General features: G+C 66.2%; 15 protein-coding genes. 10 read left to right on the top strand and 5 right to left on the bottom strand.

What is annotated here, in order from left to right; genetic code table 11:
* Positions 1–14: 14 nt before the first annotated feature.
* Both G5C50_RS26265 and G5C50_RS26260 read right to left on the bottom strand, forming a co-directional pair.
* Complete coding sequence (locus G5C50_RS26265; RefSeq protein ID WP_165073946.1) at positions 15–1301, bottom strand: DUF1501 domain-containing protein; 1287 nt, start codon at positions 1299–1301, stop codon at positions 15–17.
* Positions 1302–1329: 28 nt separating this feature from the next.
* Positions 1330–3000, bottom strand: coding sequence for a DUF1549 domain-containing protein (locus G5C50_RS26260; RefSeq protein WP_165073945.1), 1671 nt, complete (start codon positions 2998–3000; stop codon positions 1330–1332).
* Between the two features lie 447 nt (positions 3001–3447).
* Between G5C50_RS26260 and G5C50_RS26255 the strand changes: the two genes are divergently transcribed.
* The 7 genes from G5C50_RS26255 (at position 3448) to G5C50_RS26225 (ending at position 11907) form a co-directional block, all read left to right on the top strand.
* Positions 3448–4176 carry an ABC transporter ATP-binding protein gene (locus G5C50_RS26255; RefSeq protein ID WP_165073944.1) on the top strand — a complete coding sequence of 243 codons (729 nt, stop codon included), beginning with the start codon at positions 3448–3450 and terminating at the stop codon, positions 4174–4176.
* A gap of 117 nt (positions 4177–4293) precedes the next feature.
* Positions 4294–7062, top strand: a complete 2769-nt coding sequence (locus tag G5C50_RS26250; RefSeq protein ID WP_240907370.1) for a Gldg family protein — start codon at positions 4294–4296, stop codon at positions 7060–7062.
* A gap of 63 nt (positions 7063–7125) precedes the next feature.
* A complete protein-coding gene (locus tag G5C50_RS26245; protein WP_165073943.1) occupies positions 7126–8646 on the top strand; it encodes a DUF4340 domain-containing protein in 1521 nt (506 codons plus the stop codon).
* 231 nt (positions 8647–8877) lie between these two features.
* Positions 8878–9498, top strand: a complete 621-nt coding sequence (ilvN, locus tag G5C50_RS26240) for an acetolactate synthase small subunit (protein WP_165073942.1) — start codon at positions 8878–8880, stop codon at positions 9496–9498.
* A gap of 225 nt (positions 9499–9723) precedes the next feature.
* On the top strand, positions 9724–10728 hold the full coding sequence (gene ilvC, locus G5C50_RS26235) for a ketol-acid reductoisomerase (protein WP_165073941.1): 1005 nt from the start codon (positions 9724–9726) through the stop codon (positions 10726–10728).
* Positions 10729–10746: 18 nt separating this feature from the next.
* Positions 10747–11685 carry a hypothetical protein gene (locus G5C50_RS26230; RefSeq protein ID WP_165073940.1) on the top strand — a complete coding sequence of 313 codons (939 nt, stop codon included), beginning with the start codon at positions 10747–10749 and terminating at the stop codon, positions 11683–11685.
* 18 nt (positions 11686–11703) lie between these two features.
* Positions 11704–11907, top strand: coding sequence for a ferredoxin (locus G5C50_RS26225; RefSeq protein WP_165073939.1), 204 nt, complete (start codon positions 11704–11706; stop codon positions 11905–11907).
* A gap of 6 nt (positions 11908–11913) precedes the next feature.
* Here G5C50_RS26225 and G5C50_RS26220 read toward each other — a convergent pair whose 3' ends face one another.
* Positions 11914–13035: an aromatic ring-hydroxylating oxygenase subunit alpha gene (locus tag G5C50_RS26220; protein WP_165073938.1), complete on the bottom strand. Its 1122-nt coding sequence runs from the start codon at positions 13033–13035 to the stop codon at positions 11914–11916.
* A 288-nt stretch (positions 13036–13323) separates the two neighbouring features.
* On the opposite strand from G5C50_RS26220, the gene G5C50_RS26215 reads away from it, so the two are divergent.
* On the top strand, positions 13324–14340 hold the full coding sequence (locus tag G5C50_RS26215; RefSeq protein WP_165073937.1) for a DUF1573 domain-containing protein: 1017 nt from the start codon (positions 13324–13326) through the stop codon (positions 14338–14340).
* 444 nt (positions 14341–14784) lie between these two features.
* Here the strand turns inward: G5C50_RS26215 and G5C50_RS26210 are convergent, their stop codons facing one another.
* Positions 14785–15798 (bottom strand): FkbM family methyltransferase, encoded by a 1014-nt coding sequence (locus G5C50_RS26210; protein WP_165073936.1) that lies wholly within the window; start codon positions 15796–15798, stop codon positions 14785–14787.
* 506 nt (positions 15799–16304) lie between these two features.
* Positions 16305–16526 carry a hypothetical protein gene (locus tag G5C50_RS26205; protein WP_165073935.1) on the bottom strand — a complete coding sequence of 74 codons (222 nt, stop codon included), beginning with the start codon at positions 16524–16526 and terminating at the stop codon, positions 16305–16307.
* A gap of 173 nt (positions 16527–16699) precedes the next feature.
* On the opposite strand from G5C50_RS26205, the gene G5C50_RS26200 reads away from it, so the two are divergent.
* Complete coding sequence (locus G5C50_RS26200) at positions 16700–18049, top strand: cystathionine beta-synthase (RefSeq protein ID WP_165073934.1); 1350 nt, start codon at positions 16700–16702, stop codon at positions 18047–18049.
* A gap of 14 nt (positions 18050–18063) precedes the next feature.
* On the top strand, positions 18064–19236 hold the full coding sequence (locus G5C50_RS26195) for a cystathionine gamma-synthase (protein ID WP_165073933.1): 1173 nt from the start codon (positions 18064–18066) through the stop codon (positions 19234–19236).
* Positions 19237–19487: the final 251 nt, after the last annotated feature.

Below are 19487 nucleotides of genomic sequence, written 5' to 3'. Positions count from 1 at the left end.
GAACTTCACGGCTGTCAGCCGATGAGTTCGGCGATCGGCTTGCCGCCGTCGACGACTCGCATCGGCCGACCGCGAGGGGTCGTGTAGGATGTATCGAGGCCGATGCCCATGGACTTGGTCATGGTCGCGATCAAGTCCATGACGCCGACCGGGCGGTCGGAGACGTCGACGCCGTCCTTGTCGGTCGAGCCGATGACCTGGCCCCCCTTCATGCCGCCGCCGCCCATGACGACCGACCAGCTACGAGGCCAGTGGTCGCGGCCGGCGTTCTGGTTGATCCTCGGCGTGCGGCCGAATTCGCCCATCCAGACGATCGTCGTGGTGTCGAGCAAACCTCGGCTCGCCAGGTCGGCGGTCAGGGCGGCCATCCCCTGGTCGAGCTGCGGCAGGAGCCTCGTCGAGAGGGCGTCGAAGTTGTCGGCGTGGGTGTCCCAGCCTCCCATCGCGACCTCGACGTAGGTCACCCCCTGCTCCACCAGCCGGCGGGCCAGCAGGCATCCCGAGCCGAACTGGCCCTTGCCGTAGGCTTCTCGAACGGCGTCGGGCTCGGAGTCGAGCTTGAAGATGTCCTTGTACTTCGAGTTCATCATCCGAATCGTCTTCGCGTAGACGGCCTTGTGATCCTGGGCCGCTTGCGCGCCGCGCTGCTTGATGAAGTCGTTCTCGACCCGGCTGAGCATCTGGAGCCGGCGGTCCAGCCGCATCTCATCGACGTCCTTCGGCGGGGCCAGGTTGGCGATCGGGGCGTTCGGGTTGCCGACCATGAAGGGCGTGTACGACATCCCGAGGAACCCAGCGCCTTGCCCCGGCGTGTTGATCGAGACGCAGTGGGGGAGGTCGAAGTCCTCCATCTGGCTCCCCAGCTCGAAGGCGGCCGTCGAACCCCAGCCGGGGTGGACGACCGTCGGGTTGGGGACGTAGCCGGTGTGCATCAGATACGTCCCGCGCTCGTGGTTCCCCTCCTTGGAGTCCAGCGAGCGGATGACGTTCAGGTGATGCATCTGCTTGGCGGTCTTCGGCATATGCTCGCTGATCGAGACCCCCGGCGCGGAGGTCGCGATCGGCTTGAAGGGGCCGCCGTTCTTCTCGCTGTCGGGTTTCAGGTCCCAGATGTCCAGGTGGCTCGGGCCGCCCGACATCCAGAGGACGATGCAGCTTCGTTGGTTCTTCTTGGCCACCGCCGCATTGGCCCGCAGCGAGCTGAAGAACTGCGCCGCGGGGATGCCAAGCGTGGTGGCCGCAAGGTGTCCGAGGAAGTGGCGACGGTGCATCCCTCGGGGGGTGATGATCGGAGGCGTCATGGACGAAGGCTCCTTTGGGACGACCGTGTCAGTGGTTGAGGATGAACTCGTTCGAGTTGAGCAGGGCCCAAAACAGATCCTGGAGGAACGGGATCGCGTCGGGATATGACTCTAAATGATGTACGGCCGCTGAGGCCTCGGCGTTCGAAGGGTGACGGCTCAGGGCGGCCAGATAGAGCTGGTCCACCATGAACGCCGACGGCCTGCGCTGGCGTCCGGCCTGCTCGACGGCGTCGGCCAGGAAGCTTCCCGGCTTGCCGGAAAGGGCGTCGCGCATCAACTCGCCGTTCATCATCATCAGCGACTGAGGGATCGTCCCCTGGAAGCTCGTGGCCTCGTCCCCTTCGTCGTTGCCGAAGGTGAAGAGGAACTGGCGCATCCAGGCGTCGCGCTTGTCGTCGTTGCGGCCGCTCCCCGTCTTGTGGGCGGCGGTGGCGGTGAGCAGCGAGTCGAACAACTGTTCGGGGCTCAGCGGACGGAGGGCCGCGACGCTGAACAGATCGTCCTCGGGCTTCTCCTTGCCGGGACGGACGCTCGAAACCTGATAGGCGGCCGACGAGGTGATCCAGCGGATCAACTGCTTCAGGTCGTAGCCGCTCTCATGGAATTCCTGGGTCAGCTTGTCGAAGACGTCGGGCATCACGGGCGTGTTATGGGGGCCGATGTCGTCGACCGGGTTGACGAACCCGCGGCCCATGAAGTGGGCCCACATCCGGTTGACCATGGCGCGGGGGAGCAGGTCGCCGGTCGGTTCGGTGATGAGCTTGCCCAGTTCCACCCGCCGCAGGGCCTTCTCCGGCTTCTCAAGCTTCCGGCCGTCGATGAACTTGGGGAAGGCGATCCCCATCATGCCGTTCCGGCGGTCGAACTTGGCGAACCCCTCGGTTGGGACGTCTTTCAACTCGACGTGGTCGACCTTTTCCAGGCCGGTGCCGTCGACCATCCGCTTCTCCTCGCGCTTGATGCCGCGGAAGAAGGCGTTGATCCCCCAGAAGTCGGCCTGCTTCCAGTCGTTCTGGGGATGGTCATGGCACTGGACGCACTGGAGTTGCTGGCCCAGGAAGAGGCGGACGGTGCGCGAGGTCAACGGCACGGCCTCGCTCTCCAGGTGGGCGAGCGTATAGTTGACCGCGCCGTTGTCCTTGTTCGACCCGCTGGCCGTCACCAGGTCGTAGACGATCTCGTTCCAGGGACGATTCGCCGAGAACTGCTTCCGAAGCCACGCCGTCAGAGCGGCGCGGTCGACGTTTCGCTCCTGGCGGCCGCGTCCCAGCAGCAGGATCGACCATTCGGTGGCCATGTTCTTGGGATAGTCGACGTTCTCCAAAAGCTGGTCGACCAAACGGTTGCGCTTCTCGGGACCACCCTTGACGGAGAGGAACTCTCGGGCCTCGGCGACGGTGGGGGTTCGCCCCAGGATGTCGAGGTAAACGCGGCGGAGGAACTCCTCGTCGCGAGCGACCGGCGCGGGCTTCAGGCCGGCGTCCTTCCACTCCTTCTGAAGCAGTGGGTCGAGAAAACTCGCCGAACCGGGCGAGGACTTGGACGCAGCCGGCGTCTTGTCCGTCGGCCCGTCGCCGGCGTTCGACCTTAGCGCGCCCGCCGCCAGAACGACGACGACGCCCACGGCTGCGGCGGCCGCGCGCGAAACGGTACGACGAGACGTCCGGGCCTCGGCCCTTCCATCGCGTGAGTGCATGAAAGGTACTCCCTCAAGGGGATCGTTCTGGAGCGATCGAGCGTGGGGTTTGAGATGCACGAAACCGCGATGCGGGAGGAGACGCGGGCCGGCGGCCGGCACTCCTCCTTGATCCAACTCATACGACGCGGGACTTCCGATGTGACTAACTTTGAGATTATTCGGACAGAGGGGTCGCGTCAATCATGACATCCAAGGCTTTCTATGAGTTTTCGGCGGTCGGTTCGTCCGGTTGCGTCGTCCGGGCGGCCGGCGCATAATGAACCTCTTCCGCCGGAGTCGCGTATCGATGCTGGACGCCCGGCGTCCGCGCGGTCCGCGAGTGCGAGGGTAGGTACATCCGAGGGGGGGCGGCCGCGATCGGCCGCCGGGCCGCCCCGCGTCGGCCCGGGCCGCGTCGAGCGGCCGGCCTCGGCGCTTTCCATGGTCTGGGAGGGGTGAATCGGCATGTCTACGCCGGTCATGATCGAAGCCGACGGACTTTGCAAGCAATTCGGGTCGTTTCTGGCGGTCCGCGACGTGTCGTTCACGATCCCCAAGGGGCAAGTCGTTGCCTTCCTCGGCCCCAACGGCGCGGGCAAGACGACCACCATGCGACTGCTCACCGGCTTTACGGCCCCGACTCACGGCGAGGCCCGGATCGCCGGGATCGACGTCCAGTCCGATCGGATCGCCGCCGCCGAGCGCCTGGGGTATCTCCCCGAGAACGGCCCGCTCTACACCGACATGACCCCCCTCGGGCTGCTCAAGTTCTTCGGCGCCGCCCGAGGGATGTCCAGCGCGAGGCTTCGCGATCGCCTCGATGCGGTCGTCGACCAGTGCGCACTGGGGACCGTCGCTCATAAAGCCATCGGCAAGCTCTCCAAGGGCTATCGCCAGCGGACGTCGATGGCCCAGGCGATCCTCCACGACCCCGAGGTCCTGATCCTCGACGAGCCCACCAGCGGCCTCGACCCCAACCAGATCCGGGGCGTTCGCGCCCTGATCCGCGATCTGGGGAAGACCAAGACCGTGCTGGTCTCGACCCACATTCTGCAAGAGGTCGAACCGATCGCCGGCCGCGTTCTGTTCATCCACGACGGCAAGCTCGTCTTCGACGGCGCTCCGGCCGAACTGGCCAAGCGCAACGGCTCGCTTGAAGAGTCCTTCTACAAGTTGACGGCCCAGCCCGTTTGAGGCCGGCCGTCGCAGCGACCGACATCCATCGCCCACTGGCCGGGGCCGGCGTCGAAGCCGCCGACGCCCCCGCCGCTCGTTTCGACCGTTCGACGCAACACTAAGAGGAAACCCGCGGTGGCCACGCTCCAGACCGAACCCGGCAAGCAGCCCGCGCCCGACGTCGACCGATCCGGTCGGGCCGCGATCCACCCGTTCCGCCCCCACGTCGTCGGGGCCGTCTTCAAGCGGAACCTGCAGAGCTACTTCAGCAACCCGGCCGGCTACGTGTTCATCACGTTGTTCGTGCTGATCTCGTCGGCCGTCGCCTTCTGGCGGGACGAGTTCTTCACGAACAACCTGGCGAACCTGGATCAGCTCAACCGGTACATGCCGTATCTGCTGCTCTTCTTCATCCCGGCCATCACCATGAGCCTGTGGGCCGACGAGCGCCGGCAGGGGACCGACGAACTCCTCTTCACGCTGCCGGCCCACGACCTGGACGTCGTCCTGGGCAAGTACCTGGCCGCGCTGGGGATTTATACGGTCGCCCTGCTCTTCTCGATGAGCCACCTGCTGGTGCTCTGGTACCTGGGAAGGCCCGACATGGGGGTGATGTTCTCCACCTACCTGGGCTACTGGCTGATGGGGGCGCTGCTGATCGCGGTGGGGATGGTGGCCTCGCTGCTGTCGTCGAACGTGACGGTGGCGTTCATCCTGGGGGCCCTCTTCTGCGCCGTGCCGATCTTCATCGGCTACCTGGGCTCGCCCACCGGCGGCGACCTCCGTCGGCAGCTTGAGGGCTGGTCGGTCCCGCAGCAGTTCAGCCCGTTCGGCGAGGGGGTGATCCCGCTCTCCGGGCTCTTCTATTTCGTCAGCCTTACGGCGGCGATGCTCTACCTGAACATGCTGCTGCTGGGCCGTCGCCACTGGACGGGCGGCGAGGCTGGTCGAGGACGCGCAGGTCATGCAGCTATCCGGTTCCTCTGCCTGCTGCTGGCCCTCTTCAGCGCGAACGTGCTGGTCGGCCGATTGATCGGGGGGCGCGTCGACGCCAGCAGCGAGGGCCTGAATACGCTCTCGCCCGAGACCATCGAGCTGATCCGCAAGATCCCCGCCGACCGCCCCGTTCTGATCCAGGCCTTCTACAGCCCGGAGGTCCCCCGAGACTACGTGGAGACCAAGAACGACCTGCTCCGCTACCTGAACGAGATCCAGGCCCGCAGCGGCGGCCGGATTCAGCTCAACCTGATCCCGACCGAGACCTTCTCGACGGCCGCCCGCGACGCGGAGAAGCAGTTCGGTATCGAGCCTAAGCGGGTCTTCTCGGCCGACCAGGCCAAGCAGAGTTCTTCGGAGATCTTCCTGGGCGTCGCCTTCACGTCGGGCCTGGAGGAGGTGGTCATCCCCTTCTTCGACCGCGGCCTGCCGGTGGAGTACGAACTGACCCGATCGATCCAGGTGGCCTCGCGGAGCGCCCGCAAGAAGGTGGGCATCCTCTCGACCGACGCCAAGCTGATGGGGGGCTTCGACCAGCGGAGCTTCGGTCAGTCGCCCGAGTGGTCGATCGTCACCGAGTTGAAGAAGCAGTACGAGGTCAGCTCGGTTTCGCCCGACGCGCCGATCGCGACCGACCTGGGCGTCTTGCTGGTCGCCCAACCGTCGTCGCTGACCCAGCCGCAGATCGACAACCTGACGGCCTTCGTCAAGGCCGGCGGCGCGACCTTGCTGCTGATGGATCCGTTCCCCGTCGACAACCCGCAGATCGCCCCCGAGGTTCCTCGCCAGCCAGCCGGCGGGCCGTTCGGCGGCGGCCAGCCTCCCGAGCCCAAGGGGGACCTCAAGGAACTCCTGGAGCTGATCAACGTCGAATGGCCGACGACTGAGATCGTCTGGAACAGCTACAACCCCCACCCGCAACTCGCCGACATGCCCCCGGAGGTCGTCTTCATCGGCAAGGGGAGCGGCGCGAAGGACGCCTTCAATCCCGACCAGGCCGCGTCGGCGGGTCTCCAGGAGATCGTCGCCCTGTTCCCCGGCCTGCTCCGCTCGCGCAACGGCGGCGGCTCGCCGGAGTTCACCCCCCTGCTCCGCACCAGTCCCAAGGGGGGCGTGGTCGAGTGGTCCGAGGCCGTTCAGCAGGGCTTCATGGGCGTCAGCGGCATCAACCCGCGCCGTCGCCACTTCGCGACGAATACGGCCTACACCCTGGCCGCCCGAGTGAAGGGGGACGCCGCACCTTCCAAGAAGGCTGAGCCTGCTGAGAAGAAGGACGAAGCGGCCAAGGAGGCGAAGCCGGGGACGATCAACGTCATCGCCATCGCCGACCTCGACATGGTCTCCGAGCAGTTCTTCGAAATCCGTCGTCGCAAGATCGAGAACCTCGATTTCGACAACGTGACGTTCGTCCTCAACTGCGTCGACGTGCTGGCCGGCGACGAGTCGTTCATCGCGCTTCGCGGCAAGCGGCCCGAGCACCGGACGCTGACGACGATCGAGGCCCAGACGTCCAACTTCCTCGAAGACCTCAACGCCCAGACCAAGGTCGCCGAGGACGCCGCCAAGACCGAGCTTGAGGGCGCCCAGAAGGCGTTCGACAAGCAGGTCGAACAGGTCAAGGCTCGGACCGACCTCGACGAGCGGACCAAGGAGATCATGCTGGCCAATCTCCAGGACGTCGCCCAGCGCCGGCTGGACGTCGAGAAGCAGAAGATCGAGGACGAGAAGCTGAACAAGATCCGCGAGGGCCGCGCCGAGTCCGAGCGCAAGACGCGGGCGATCGAGAACCGGGTTCGCTACCTGGCCGCGTTCGTCCCGCCGCTCCCGCCGATGATCCTGGGCCTGCTCGTGCTTTTGGGCCGCCTCCGTCGCGAGAACCTCGGCGCCAGCCCCAAGCGGATGGCCTGACCGAAGGTCGTTCCCAGCGTCCACGACGAGATACGCAGACGAATTGAAGAGGACCGACCGACGATGACCGAGACAGGCAAGACCGCCGTTTTCGCGGCCGTCGCCCTGGTGCTGACCGGGATGGCGATGATCGCGACCCGCGACTACACCGCACGGCCCGAGACGTTCTCCGACCAGGGCCAGCCGTTCTTCCCCGAGTTCAAGGACCCCCTGGCCTGCACCGATCTGGACGTGGTCGACTACGACCCGTCCACGGCCACGGCCGCGCGGTTCCAGGTCAAGTTCCAGAACAACAAGTGGGTCATCCCGTCCCACTACGGCTACCCGGCCGACGCCCGCGACCGCCTCTCCAAGACGGCCGCGGCGCTCATGGACCTGACCAAGGACACGATCCGGTCGGACGCCCCCGACGATCAGGAGAAGATGGGGGTCGTCGACCCGCTCGACGCCAAGGCACCCTCGCTCAAGGGCCGCGGCAAGCGGATCACTCTGCGGGACGCCTCGGAAAAGGTGCTCGCCGACTTCATCATCGGCGGCAAGATCAAGGACCGCACCGACGAGTATTACGTCCGAGTCCCGGGCAAGAACCGGATCTACGGCGTGAAGCTCAAGGCCGAGCCCTCCACCAAGTTCGCGGACTGGATCGAGACCAACCTCCTGGGCCTGGACGCCAGCAAGCTCCGCAAGGTCGAGTTCGACGACTACAAGGTCAACCTCGAACAGGGCTATCAGAAGGGCGAAGTCCTGGATATCGAGCGCAAGAACGCGACCGACCCCTGGACGCTCGTAGGCGGCCTCCCCGAAGGAATGCAGCTTGACGACGACAAGCTGCGGACCCTGACGAACACTCTGTCGGACCTCAAGATCGTCGGCGTCCGTTCCAAGCCCGCCGGCCTGACCCGCGATCTCAAGAAGGACGACGGCAGCGGCATCACGATCTCCACGCAGGCCCTCGCCTCGCTCCAGGGGAAGGGCTTCTACATGACCAAGGACAACCAGCTCCTGTCCAACCAGGGAGACGTTCGGGCCTACTGCGACGACGGCGTGGTCTACACCCTCCGCTTCGGCGAGGTCGCCCTGGGCGTCGGCGACCAGCTGACGGCCGGCGAGCGCGACGACGCCGAGGCGAAGAAGGACGCCGCCAAGAAGGACGAGAAGACCTCCGGCGGCGCGGCCGACAACCGCTACGTCATGGTCACCGTCGCCTTCGACCCCGCGCTCATCCCCGCGCCCCAGGCCGAACCGCTGGCCGATCCCTCCCCGGCCCCGGGCGAGCTTCCCGACAAGGTCATCGCCGCCGACCCGGCCGAGGAGAAGGCCGCCAAGCTGAAGGCCGAACGCGAGAAGGCCGACTACGACAAGAAGGTCGCCGATGGCAAGAAGCGGGCCCAGGAGCTGACCGATCGCTTCGCCGCCTGGTACTACGTCACCCCCGGCGACAGCTTCCGCTCCGTCGACCTGGACCGTGCGGCGCTGGTCGTCCCGCTGAAGCCCAAGACCGCGGCCCCCGGCGGCGCCATGCCTCCCGGCTTCCCGGGCGGCGCCGGCGGTCTGCCGCCGGGCTTCTCGATCCCCGGCCACTGAGTACGGTCCGGACGGCCCGACCTTGCTGAAAAGCCTCCGACCCCGCCCGCCGGACCGAACCCGGCGGGGCGGGGTCGCCTCTGTTCTAGGTCGACGTGTCGGCAACCGCCCGAGTTGTGGTACACTGACGCGTCCGGCCTTGTACGACTTCAGATTTCCGAAACCGATGCGTCGCCGAGACCCGGACGACGCCAGCCGGCGGCGAGGCCGCCGATCCCTGGGGAAGTGGTGATGGCAAACGATAAGGCTCAGACCTCGACGTCCTCCGCCAAGCAGCCCTCGCAGACGAGGGGCAACCGCCACGTCCTCTCCGCCCTCGTACAGAACCGCCCCGGCGTACTGGCCCACGTCTCGGGCATGTTCGCCTCGCGGGGCTTCAACATCGACAGCCTCGCCGTCGGCGAGACCGAAGCCCCGGATCTCTCGCGGATCACCGTGGTCGTCCGCGGCGACGAGCGCTATCTCGAACAGGTCCGCAAGCAGCTTGAGAAGATCGTGACCGTGGTCAAGGTCCACGACATCTCCAGCGAGGACTTCGTCGAGCGCGACCTGATGCTGATCAAGATCAAGGCCACCGCCGCCAACCGGACCGAGATCCAGTCGATCGTCCAGATCTTCCGCGGGCGGATCGTCGACGTCACGACCGAGACGCTGATGATCGAGATCTCCGGCCAGGAGAAGAAGGTCGAGGCGTTCGTCGAGGCCGTCCGCGAGTACGGCATTCTGGAGCTGGCCCGCACCGGCCGGATCGCTCTCGTTCGCGGCCTCCCCCGCTTCGACGAACCCGACGAGCCGGCCCCGACGCCCGTCGAGGACGCCGCCCCCATGGTCCACGGCCACTCCGAGCTTTGAGTTTCCCCCGGCGACCCTGAACGAGTTCCTCGCGAGGGTCGCGCAACGGGTGCCATGCCCACGCTCGCGTGGGCATGCGATCGGCGACGGATCGTCGAACTTCCAGCACCGGTCCATGGCCACGCCAGCGTGGCCATGCCACCCGGTTGATTGCCGGTGACCTGTGAGTTGCCCTGCTTTTTCTCTCCCTACCCCCAGCCAGAAGACGCCTCCGAGGAGAACGTGATGCCCGCCCAGATGTACTACGACCAGGACGCCGATCTGTCGCTGCTGAAGAACAAGACGGTGGCGATCATCGGCTACGGCAGCCAGGGGCACGCGCACGCCCAGAACTTGCGCGACTCGGGCTGCAACGTGGTCGTCGGCCAGCGCCCGGGCTCGCCCAACTATGATCTGGCGGTGGAGCACGGCTTCAAGCCGGTCTCGGCGGCCGAGGCGGCCGAGAAGGGCGACCTGATCAACATCCTCCTGCCCGACGAGTTCCAGGCCGAAGTCTACAACAACGACATCAAGCCGAAGCTGAAGCCGGGCAACCTGCTCCTCTGCTCGCACGGGTTCAACATCCACTTCGGCCAGGTCGTCCCTCCCAAGGGGGTCGACAGCGCCCTGGTGGCCCCCAAGGGCCCCGGCCACCTGGTCCGCAGCGAGTACGCCCGCGGCGGCGGCGTCCCCTGCCTCATCGCCACCGGCGAGGGCTGCTCTCCCGAAGGTGAGAAGCTCGCCCTGGCCTACGCCAAGGGGATCGGCGGCACCCGCGCCGGCGTGCTCCGCACCACCTTCGCCGAGGAAACCGAGACCGACCTCTTCGGCGAGCAGGTCGTCCTCTGCGGCGGCCTCAGCGCTCTGGTGAAGATGGGCTATGAGACGCTCATCGAGGCCGGCTACCAGGAGGAAAGCGCCTACTTCGAGTGCGTCCACGAGCTGAAGCTCATCGTCGACCTGATCTACCAGGGCGGGCTCGACTACATGCGCTACAGCATCTCCAATACGGCCGAATACGGCGACTACATCCGCGGCCCCCAGATCATCACCGAGGACACCCGCGCCGCCATGCGGAAGGCCCTCAAGGAGATCCAGTCCGGCCAGTTCGCCCGCGATTTCATCCTGGAGAACAAGGCCGGCAAGCCGATGTTCCAGGCCCTCCGCCGCCAGGAGCGCGAGCACCCGGTGGAAAAGGTCGGCAAGCGGCTGCGGGCGCTGATGCCCTGGATCAAGGCCAAGACCGTCTGATCTTCGAGACTTCTTCCCATGCGGAGCTACTGGGAGTGCCCGAAATGCCGGGCGCTCTTGACCCGCGATCGACTTGAGGCGACCGCCGGCGCGTGCCCGTATTGCGACGCACGCGTCGGCGAACCTGCCGAATTCGTCGACCGGGACGCCCATCCGGCCGACGTCGAGGGACGCGGCTTTGAGCCGCTGACCGTCCCCCCCACGACGCCCGCGAAGATCGCAACCGCGCTGCGGCTCCTCTTCGAGCAGCTTCCGGTGATCGCCGCGCTCGTGCTGATGATTCGCCTTCCCGGGAACATCGCCGCTGAGTTGATCGTCGAGCGCGAAGGCCTGGGCGGCGACCCTCTGGCCTCGATCCCGATGAAGCTCGTCGTCGACCTCTTCTTCGGCCCGATCACGGCCGCCGGCCTGATCGTCTTGCTGGCCGAGCGGATGTCCGGCCGTCGATCGACATTCCAGGACGTCGCCCGTGCGGGCGTCGAAGCCTGGTGGCGGGTCTTCGCGGCGCGCGTCGTGGCGACCTTCTTCGTCCTGTCTGCCGGGGTGGTCTTTTTCCTGGTCGGCCTGCCGCCGGTGATTCGTCTCCTCGGGGCGATCCCCGCGCTGATCCTTTACGTCTACTACTGCCTCGTCGACGAGGTGATCGTCCTCGAACACTCCCCGATCCTTGACTCCAGGCGCCGCAGCGCGAGGCTCGTCGCCGGGAGGGCCTGGCGGATCGTCGCGGGGGCCGGCGGCGTGATCCTCATCATCGGGCTCGTCTCGGTCGTTGTGGGAGGGCTTCTCGACGATACGGGACTTCTGGCCGATCCTATTATCAGAGCGGTCGCCGACAGTCTGCTCGGCGTCCTCGGCTCTCTCGGCTCCATCGTCCTGTTTCTCTTCTACTGGGAGGCTCAGGCCGAATCCCTGGAAGACGTGGCTTACAAGCCGGCCCTTGACGACGATCCCCGTTGAAACTGGTGGCGCACCACGATGATCCGACATGGCCCCTTTTACATCAACGAAGACTGCATCGACTGCGACCTCTGCCACGAGACGGCCCCCCAACTCTTCGTCCGCAACGAGGAGGAAGGCCGCAGCGAGGTCCTTCGCGCCCCAGCGACCCCCGAGGAGCGCGAACTCTACGACGAGGCCGCCGAGGCCTGCCCCGTCGAGGCCATCCGCAGCGACGGCTGACCCGCGTCATCGCGACTCCTCCGACTCTCGGATCAGCCGGTCGAAGGCGTACAGGAGATCCTCCCGAGGCGAGTACGGTCCCGGGCGGTAGGCTCGCGACTTGAGGCCGAGCTGCATCTGCTCGCACACGTGCCAGTCCTGGCGGTTGGTCATGTCCCAGAACTCGATGGCGCTCTGAGGATCGAATTCAGGAGAGTCGCCCGATTCGGGGCGGAAATGCCACTCGCAGACGATCTCCGTTCGGCCTGCGCCTTTCGGCGTAAGCCGGTGGGTCATCATGTAGTCTGGGTGCAGGCTGAGGAGCAGGTTGGGGAGAATCGCGTAGTAGTGGACCTGGTGCAGGTCGTTCTGCGCAAGGCCAGGGACGCACGCGCCGACGTATCGGCCGTCGCGTGAGAGGGTCTCAACCTTGTCGCGTAGTTCCATGCTGCCGCCGAGATACCCGGGCGTCGGCTGGACGTTCTCCCCGCTGAGGAAGTGGGAGAGCCGCTGGAGCGCCGGGTGGACTCCCGGGCAGTGGAGGCACTCCGAGTAGTTCTGGATGATGAGCTTCCAGTTGGCGGCGACCTCGTACACGACCCGCTCGGCCAGCACCATCTCGGCCATCTTCCAGGGCTGGAACTTGTCCACGAGCATCCCGAGCCTCTCGCCGAGCGGCGGCGGGTCGTCGGCGAGGCTCAGGAAGATGTGGCCGTCCCAGACGGTCGTGCGGGCCTCGATGAGCGGGTAGTCCTCGGCCCGGAAGTCGGGGCATTGCTCCATCGTGGGAGCGCCAAGGAGTCGGCCCGAAAGGTCGTAGGCCCAGGCGTGGTAGGGGCATCGGATCGCCCCGCCGAAACTCCCCGCGGGGGCCTCGCAGAGTCGGGTCCCTCGATGCCGGCAGACGTTGAAGAAGGCCCGGATGCGGGCGTCGTCCGACCGGGTCACGATCAGACTCTCATCGCCCACCTCGCGGAGGACGTATTCCCCCCGGCGCGGGATTTCCGCCTCGCGGCCGGCGTAGAACCAGCGGGCCAGAAACAGCCGCTCCAGTTCGGCCGCGTAATGAGCCTCGTCGACGTAAAACCGGGCCGGCAAACTCAATGCGTCGGCCGGCAATGGGGGGCGAGGCTTTTCGGCGGGGGGCATGGGGTGGGATCCTGGGTCGCGGCGGCCCCGTCGGTCGCACTTCGCGCCGACGGGGTCTCATCGTAAGACGGCTTCATGAAGAAGGCGACAAGGATTGCCAGACGACCCGGTCGATCGCTACAGGCCGATTATTCGTCATGATGCGGAGGTCTGGAGAAAATGGTGCGACGGCGGTACGTCGCACGATGGATGGAACGGGTGGAACCGGCCGATAAGGTGGGTGTCGCGAGGGACAGGATGCAGCGCCCTCGGTCGATTCGTGGAGAGAAGGGATCGCAGGAGGCGACGATGACTCGGCGCAGGATGATCGCGGCCCTGACGGGCTGCCTGGCGGTATGGCTGGTCGGGCCGGCGACGGTCCACGCGGCGAACTGGGCGGACTCCCTCTTCGTCGAGCGTTCGCACCACTTCGGCCCGGTCCCGCGCGGCGCGAAGGTCAAGCACGAGTTCACGCTGATCAACCGGATGGGCGAGCCGGTGACGATTCTGAACCTTCGTCCCTCGTGCGGCTGCACCAGCGGCCAGGCGAGCGCGTCGGTGGTCAACCCGGGCCAGTCGGCGACCGTCGAGGCCCAGATGGACACCCGCAATTTCCTGGGCGAGAAGTCCACGATCCTGTTCGTGACCCTCGTCACGGCCAGCGGGCGCGAGGCTGAGGTCCGGTTGCACGTCACCTCGCACATCCTGGCCGACATCGTCCTGAATCCAGGCTCCGTCGACTTCGGCACCGTGGTGAAGGGTCAGTCGGCGACCCAGTCGATCACGATCGACCGGATCAACGGGGCGAATTGGCGGTTCGAGCGGATGGTCTCCGCCAGCCGGGCGATCACCGCCCAACTCGTTGAGACCAAGCGCGAGCCCTCCGGCGCGGTGCAGTACCGACTGGACGTCGGCATCAAGCCCGACGCCCCCGCCGGGCCGCTCCGGGACGAGATCCAGCTTCTGAGCAACGACCGCGAGACCCGCAGCATCCCCGTGATGGTCACCGGCTGGGTCCGCGGCGACCTGACCGCGTCCCCCTCGCTGCTGGCGATGGGCGAGGCGACCTCGGCCGAGGCCAAGCAGGGCAAGTTCATCATCCGGTCGTCTCAGCCGTTCGCCATCACGGCGGTCGACGGAGCCGGCGACGGCTTCTCGGTCGCCCCGCTCGACGGCCAGCGCAAGACCATGCACATCCTGACCGTCGCCTACAAGCCTGAGGACGGAACCACCCGCGGCGACCTCCGGCGCATCTTCCGCGTCTCCACCGACGTCCCCGGCGAGCCCCCGCTCGACCTCACCGCGACGATCCACGCCGCCCCCTGACCCGACCCCCGATCGACATCCCCGGCGGCCGGCGGTCTCTTGAAGGTCGCCGGCCGTCGTCACTTCGAAATGGCTTCCTTCGTCGAGCAGGCGGATCGAACCCGTTCGACGCAACCCATTTGTCCTCAACGCTCTAGGGTCGAAAGCGGTCTTCCGGGAATGGGTTCGTCCGACCATTTCTCACCACGCACGCTTCCGACCGGCTCTTCCGTCGACCGACTCTGAGCGAACGGCCGCCGAGAGTCCTGTCTGAAGAGACCATGGTCCCGGATTCCCAATTCAGGGGGACGGAACGGGAATCTAGTCGAGTCGTCGGAAGCGGCGGGGTCGGTCGTAACGATTCTGCGAGACTGTGGGCGGTTTTCAGAGCGCGCGCCGATAGCCTGCGGGAACGCCGCTGCGGTTCTCGCAGGCTGACGGGGGGCCGATTCTCGCGATCGGCGGTCAATTCAGTTGAGAGACCGATCCTTGGGGCGACGTGCGAGGTCTGGCGAAGGAGTCGGCGGGAACGGGAGGGACGGTTCCGATTCGGCGGGCGAGATCGGGGAAGCTCTCATTGAAGCGGGCCAGTCCGGGACCGCCGGTGGGGATCCAGAGGGCGTTGTAGAAGGTCGCGGACGGATCGATGGTGGTGAGATTGAACTCCCGCTCGATCCCGGCGCGTTGAGAGCCGATCGTCCAGCCCGTGTAGCCCAGACTTTTCATCAGGCTGATGAGATCGGCGGGCGTGCAACCCGCCCGTCCAAGATGATCCGCGGCGATCTCGGTAGCCACGAGGGGCCTCGCCTGGCGGAGCATGTCGGCCATTCCGCGGACGGCCGAGCATTCATAGCCCTCGACGTCGATTTTGACCAGGATCGGCGGTCTCGGGTCGTGCGCCAGCATCGCTTCAACGGGCCGGACCTTAACGCAGACGCGTTCGTATCGATCGTCGTTCTCCGCGACGTCGAATGCAGCGAGGCTCGCCTCCTCGCCGCTGAACTTGGGGATGAACAGGGTCATCTCGGTCTCGACGTCGGCGGCTGCGCAGGGATGGACGTGGAGATGAGAGATGTGGTTTCGATCGACGGCCGACCGGAGTCGTTCGACGCAGGTGGGGTTGGGCTCGACGGAGTCTACAAGGCCGGTCGCGCCCACGCGGCTGGCTGCGAGCAGTGAGACCATGCCGACGTTCGCACCGACGTCGACGAATCGGTCGCCGGGCTGAAGTACGCCGATCGCCAGAAGCTGCATCTCCTGATCGTAGAAGCGGCCCAGGAAGTAAGTCAGCCGATCAGACCACTGGCCCAGGTCAAGCTCCATCGTATATCCGTGCAGCTTGCCCCGAATTATGCGACGGCCTTCCTCACCCCACCGCTCGCGGTAACGCGGACCCTCGATAAACCTGCTGTAGAGTTTTCCCCATCCTGGGAGTTCATGTCTAATCCACGGGCGGATGATCTGGTGGATGAACTGCATGGAAAGGGGAACTCCTGGGTCGACCTAGGGCGTTGTCGGTCCAATCTAATGGGGCTGCGGGGAGACCCGCTGAACGCCGCGGCCGAAAGAAGAAGGCCGCGTTTCTCCTGGTTGGCGTCTGTCTTCGTCGCCGACCTATCGCGTCCAACGGCATCGATTCTTCGTCGACATGGAAGCCCGAAGCTCGACCTCGATGCAACTTCGGGATGGAGAGGGCGCGTTAGAAAAAACTGTTCAGTCATGAGTAGGATCGCGAGACTAACCGACAGTCACGTCGTCCGCCAATCCATAGATGAATATGGTGACTAAGGAAGTCACATTTAGGAATCAAAAAATCAATCATGTCGCTGTAAAGCGACATTCTCGGTGCTGAGATCGAGCTTTTTTCGACCTGATGCGTCGGTTGGCAGGCGTTTTTCGGCGGCTTCCGCGAGGTGGTGACAGGGCGGCCGTACGTCGAGAACATGAGATTTGAGGAGGCGCTCGCTGGAGCCGGTCCTGATCAATCAGGCGAAGATATGGTCCACGTCCATGCGCCAGCCTGGGACGGCGGGCTCGGCGTCGGCATGGTCGCCAGGGCTGTGGAGGATTCGTCTCGTCGTCCTACCTGACCCGTGGCAGGCGAGCGGAAGGTAGACGATCCGACCGTCGATTAACTCGGCCTTGCCTTTGATGTGGGCGAGGTCTTCCAGAGTGGCGGGGGATCTACGGAACCTCCCCAGATGCATTCCCAAAACCTGGAGTCTGGGTCGAGATCCAAAACTTGCAACTCGACAGTTGTGACAGAAGGCCGATCGCCCGGTCTCGGCCTCGCCGAATTCGTGGTGGGTGCTAGAATGCCGATAGGTGCGGTCGCGACGCCGCGGCCCTGGATCGGTGGGCGGGCTCAGGAGGGACCACCATGCAGGGAAGTATCCTGGATTTCGTCGGTCGGACGCCGCTCGTTCCGTTGCGCAGGCTCGCCGAGGGGCTGGCGGCGACGGTCGCGGTCAAACTGGAATCGTTGAACCCCGGCGGCAGCATCAAGGATCGCGTCGGCCTGGCGATGATCGAGGAGGCCGAACGGCGTGGGAACCTCCGGCCGGGCGGGACGATCATCGAGGCGACCGCCGGCAACACGGGCGTCGGTCTGGCGATGGCCGGGGCAGTCAAGGGATACCGCTGCATCTTCGTCCTGCCGGACAAGATGAGCGCGGAGAAGATCCGTCTGCTGACCGCCTATGGGGCGGAGATCGTCGTCACCCCGACGGCCGTCCCGCCCGACTCGCCGGAGAGTTACAACGGCGTCGCCGACCGGCTGGCCCGCGAGATCCCCGACGCCTGGCGTCCCAACCAGTTCGCGAATCTCGCCAACCCGGACGTCCACTACCGGACCACCGGGCCCGAGATCTGGGAGCAGAGCGGCGGCCGGATCACCGCGTTCGTCGCCGGCGCGGGGACCGGCGGAACGATCTCCGGCGTCGGCAAGTATCTCAAGGAGAAGAACCCCGACATCCGGATCGTTGGGGCCGACCCCGAGGGCTCGGTCCTCTCGGGCGACTCGCCGAAGCCGTGGAAGGTGGAAGGGATCGGCGAGGACTTCGTCCCCAAGACGCTCAACAGCCATGTCGTCGACGAGTGGGTCCGCGTGGGAGATGCTGAGGCCTTCCACGTCGCCCGGCAACTCGCCCGCAAGGAGGGGATGCTCGTCGGCGGCTCCAGCGGCACGGCCGTCGCGGCGGCCCTGCGGTACGCCCGCCGACTGACGGCCGACGACCTGGTCGTCGCACTTTGCCCGGACACCGGACGTAACTACCTCAGCAAGTTCTTTGACGACCAGTGGCTGACGGAAGCCGGCCTGGCCTGGGAGGAAGCGCCTCGGGATTCGATCGGCGACCTGCTCCGCCACCGCGGCCCTCGGACGCTGACCGCTGTCGCGCCTGAGACCACCGTGCGCGAGGCCGTCGACGCCATGCAGCAGGCGGGGATCTCGCAACTGCCGGTCGTGAGCCACGGCGTGGCGGTCGGAAGCATCCAGGAGGTGACCGTCGCCCGGATTCTCCACGATCGCCGGGACCCTTCGAAAGTCAAGGTGGGCGAGGTGATGGCCCGTCCCCTGCCCCAACTCGACGTGTCGACGAATCTCGACGAGGCGTATCGTCTGCTGCTCGCCGGCAACACGGGGGTTCTGGCCGTCGCCGAGGGGGCGGTCGTGGACATCGTCACGCGGATCGACCTCGTTCAATACTGGAACCGCAACGGCAAGCCCTGACGGAGCCTCGTCCGATGAGCCAGGAATCGACCAAGACGACTTTGGGCTTTGCCACCAGGGCCATCCACGTCGGCCAGGAGGCCGACCCGACCACCGGCGCGACGGTTGTGCCGATCTACGCGACCTCCACGTTCACCCAGGAGGCCCCGGGCAGCCACAAGGGATACGAGTACTCCCGCAGCGGCAACCCGACCCGCGCGGCGCTTGAAACCTGCCTGGCCTCGCTCGAAGGGGCCGAGCAGGCGTTGGCGTTTGCTTCGGGCCTGGCCGCCTCAACGGCAGTTCTCTCGACGCTTCGGCCCGGCGATGAGATCGTCGCCTCAGCCGACCTCTACGGGGGCACCTATCGCCTGCTGGAACGCGTCTGCCGGCCGATGGGGATTATCCCGCGATACACGGAGGATTCCGCACCCGACGCGTTCAAGTCGCTGACGACCTCGAAGACGCGGATGATCTGGATCGAGACTCCCACGAACCCGCTGCTCCAGATTCTGGACATCGAAGGCGTCGCGCGGGTGGCCCATGAGGCGGGGGCGATTTTGGCGGTGGACAACACGTTCGCCTCGCCCTACATCCAGCAGCCGATTCGGTTCGGGGCCGATCTCGTCGTCCACAGCACGACCAAATACATCGGCGGCCACTCCGATGTCGTCGGCGGGGCCGTCATGGGGCCGAAAAATCTGCTGGAGCCGATCAAGTTCTACCAGAACGCGGCCGGCGGCGTCCCTGGCCCGTTCGACGCCTGGCTGACGCTTCGGGGTCTGAAAACGCTGGCCGTCCGCATGGAGCGGCACAACGCCAACGCCATCGAGCTGGCGTCCTGGCTGGAGTCGCGGCGGGAGATCGAACGCGTCTACTATCCGGGCCTGTTCAAGCACCTCGGCCACTCCCTGGCGGGCCGGCAGATGAACGGGTACGGAGGCATGATCAGCATCCGGCTCCAGGGGGGCGGGCCCGCGGCGCGGAAACTGTTGACCTCCACCCGACTGTTCAGCCTGGCCGAGAGCCTGGGGGGCGTAGAGTCCTTGATCTCGCACCCGGCGACCATGACCCACGCCAGCATCCCGGCCGAAGTGCGCGCTGCGCGCGGCGTGGACGACGGGCTTGTCCGACTGAGCGTGGGGATTGAGGACGTGCGGGATCTTCGGTCGGATTTGGAGCAGGCGCTGGATCGATTGGGGGAGTGAGGATTCCGAGGTGGGCGGAGCCCTCCCAGGTCCCCTCTCCCGCCGGGAGAGGGTGGCCCGAAGGGCCGGGTGAGGGTCATCGGACCTGTAGGCATAGCGACAGGGTTTTTGATCACCTGCGTCCAACACGCCCTCCGAACGCCCACAACCCTCACCCGCCGCTGCGCGGCTGCCCTCTCCCGGGGGGAGAGGGGACTTCTGAGTCCACGAGGCAATCGATTGGGAGTTTCCGAGGGTTCGAAGTAACTTCC

Source organism: Paludisphaera rhizosphaerae (genome assembly GCF_011065895.1).
Taxonomy (GTDB): Bacteria; Planctomycetota; Planctomycetia; order Isosphaerales; family Isosphaeraceae; genus Paludisphaera; species Paludisphaera rhizosphaerae.
This window is presented reverse-complemented; position numbering and strand designations above follow the sequence as displayed.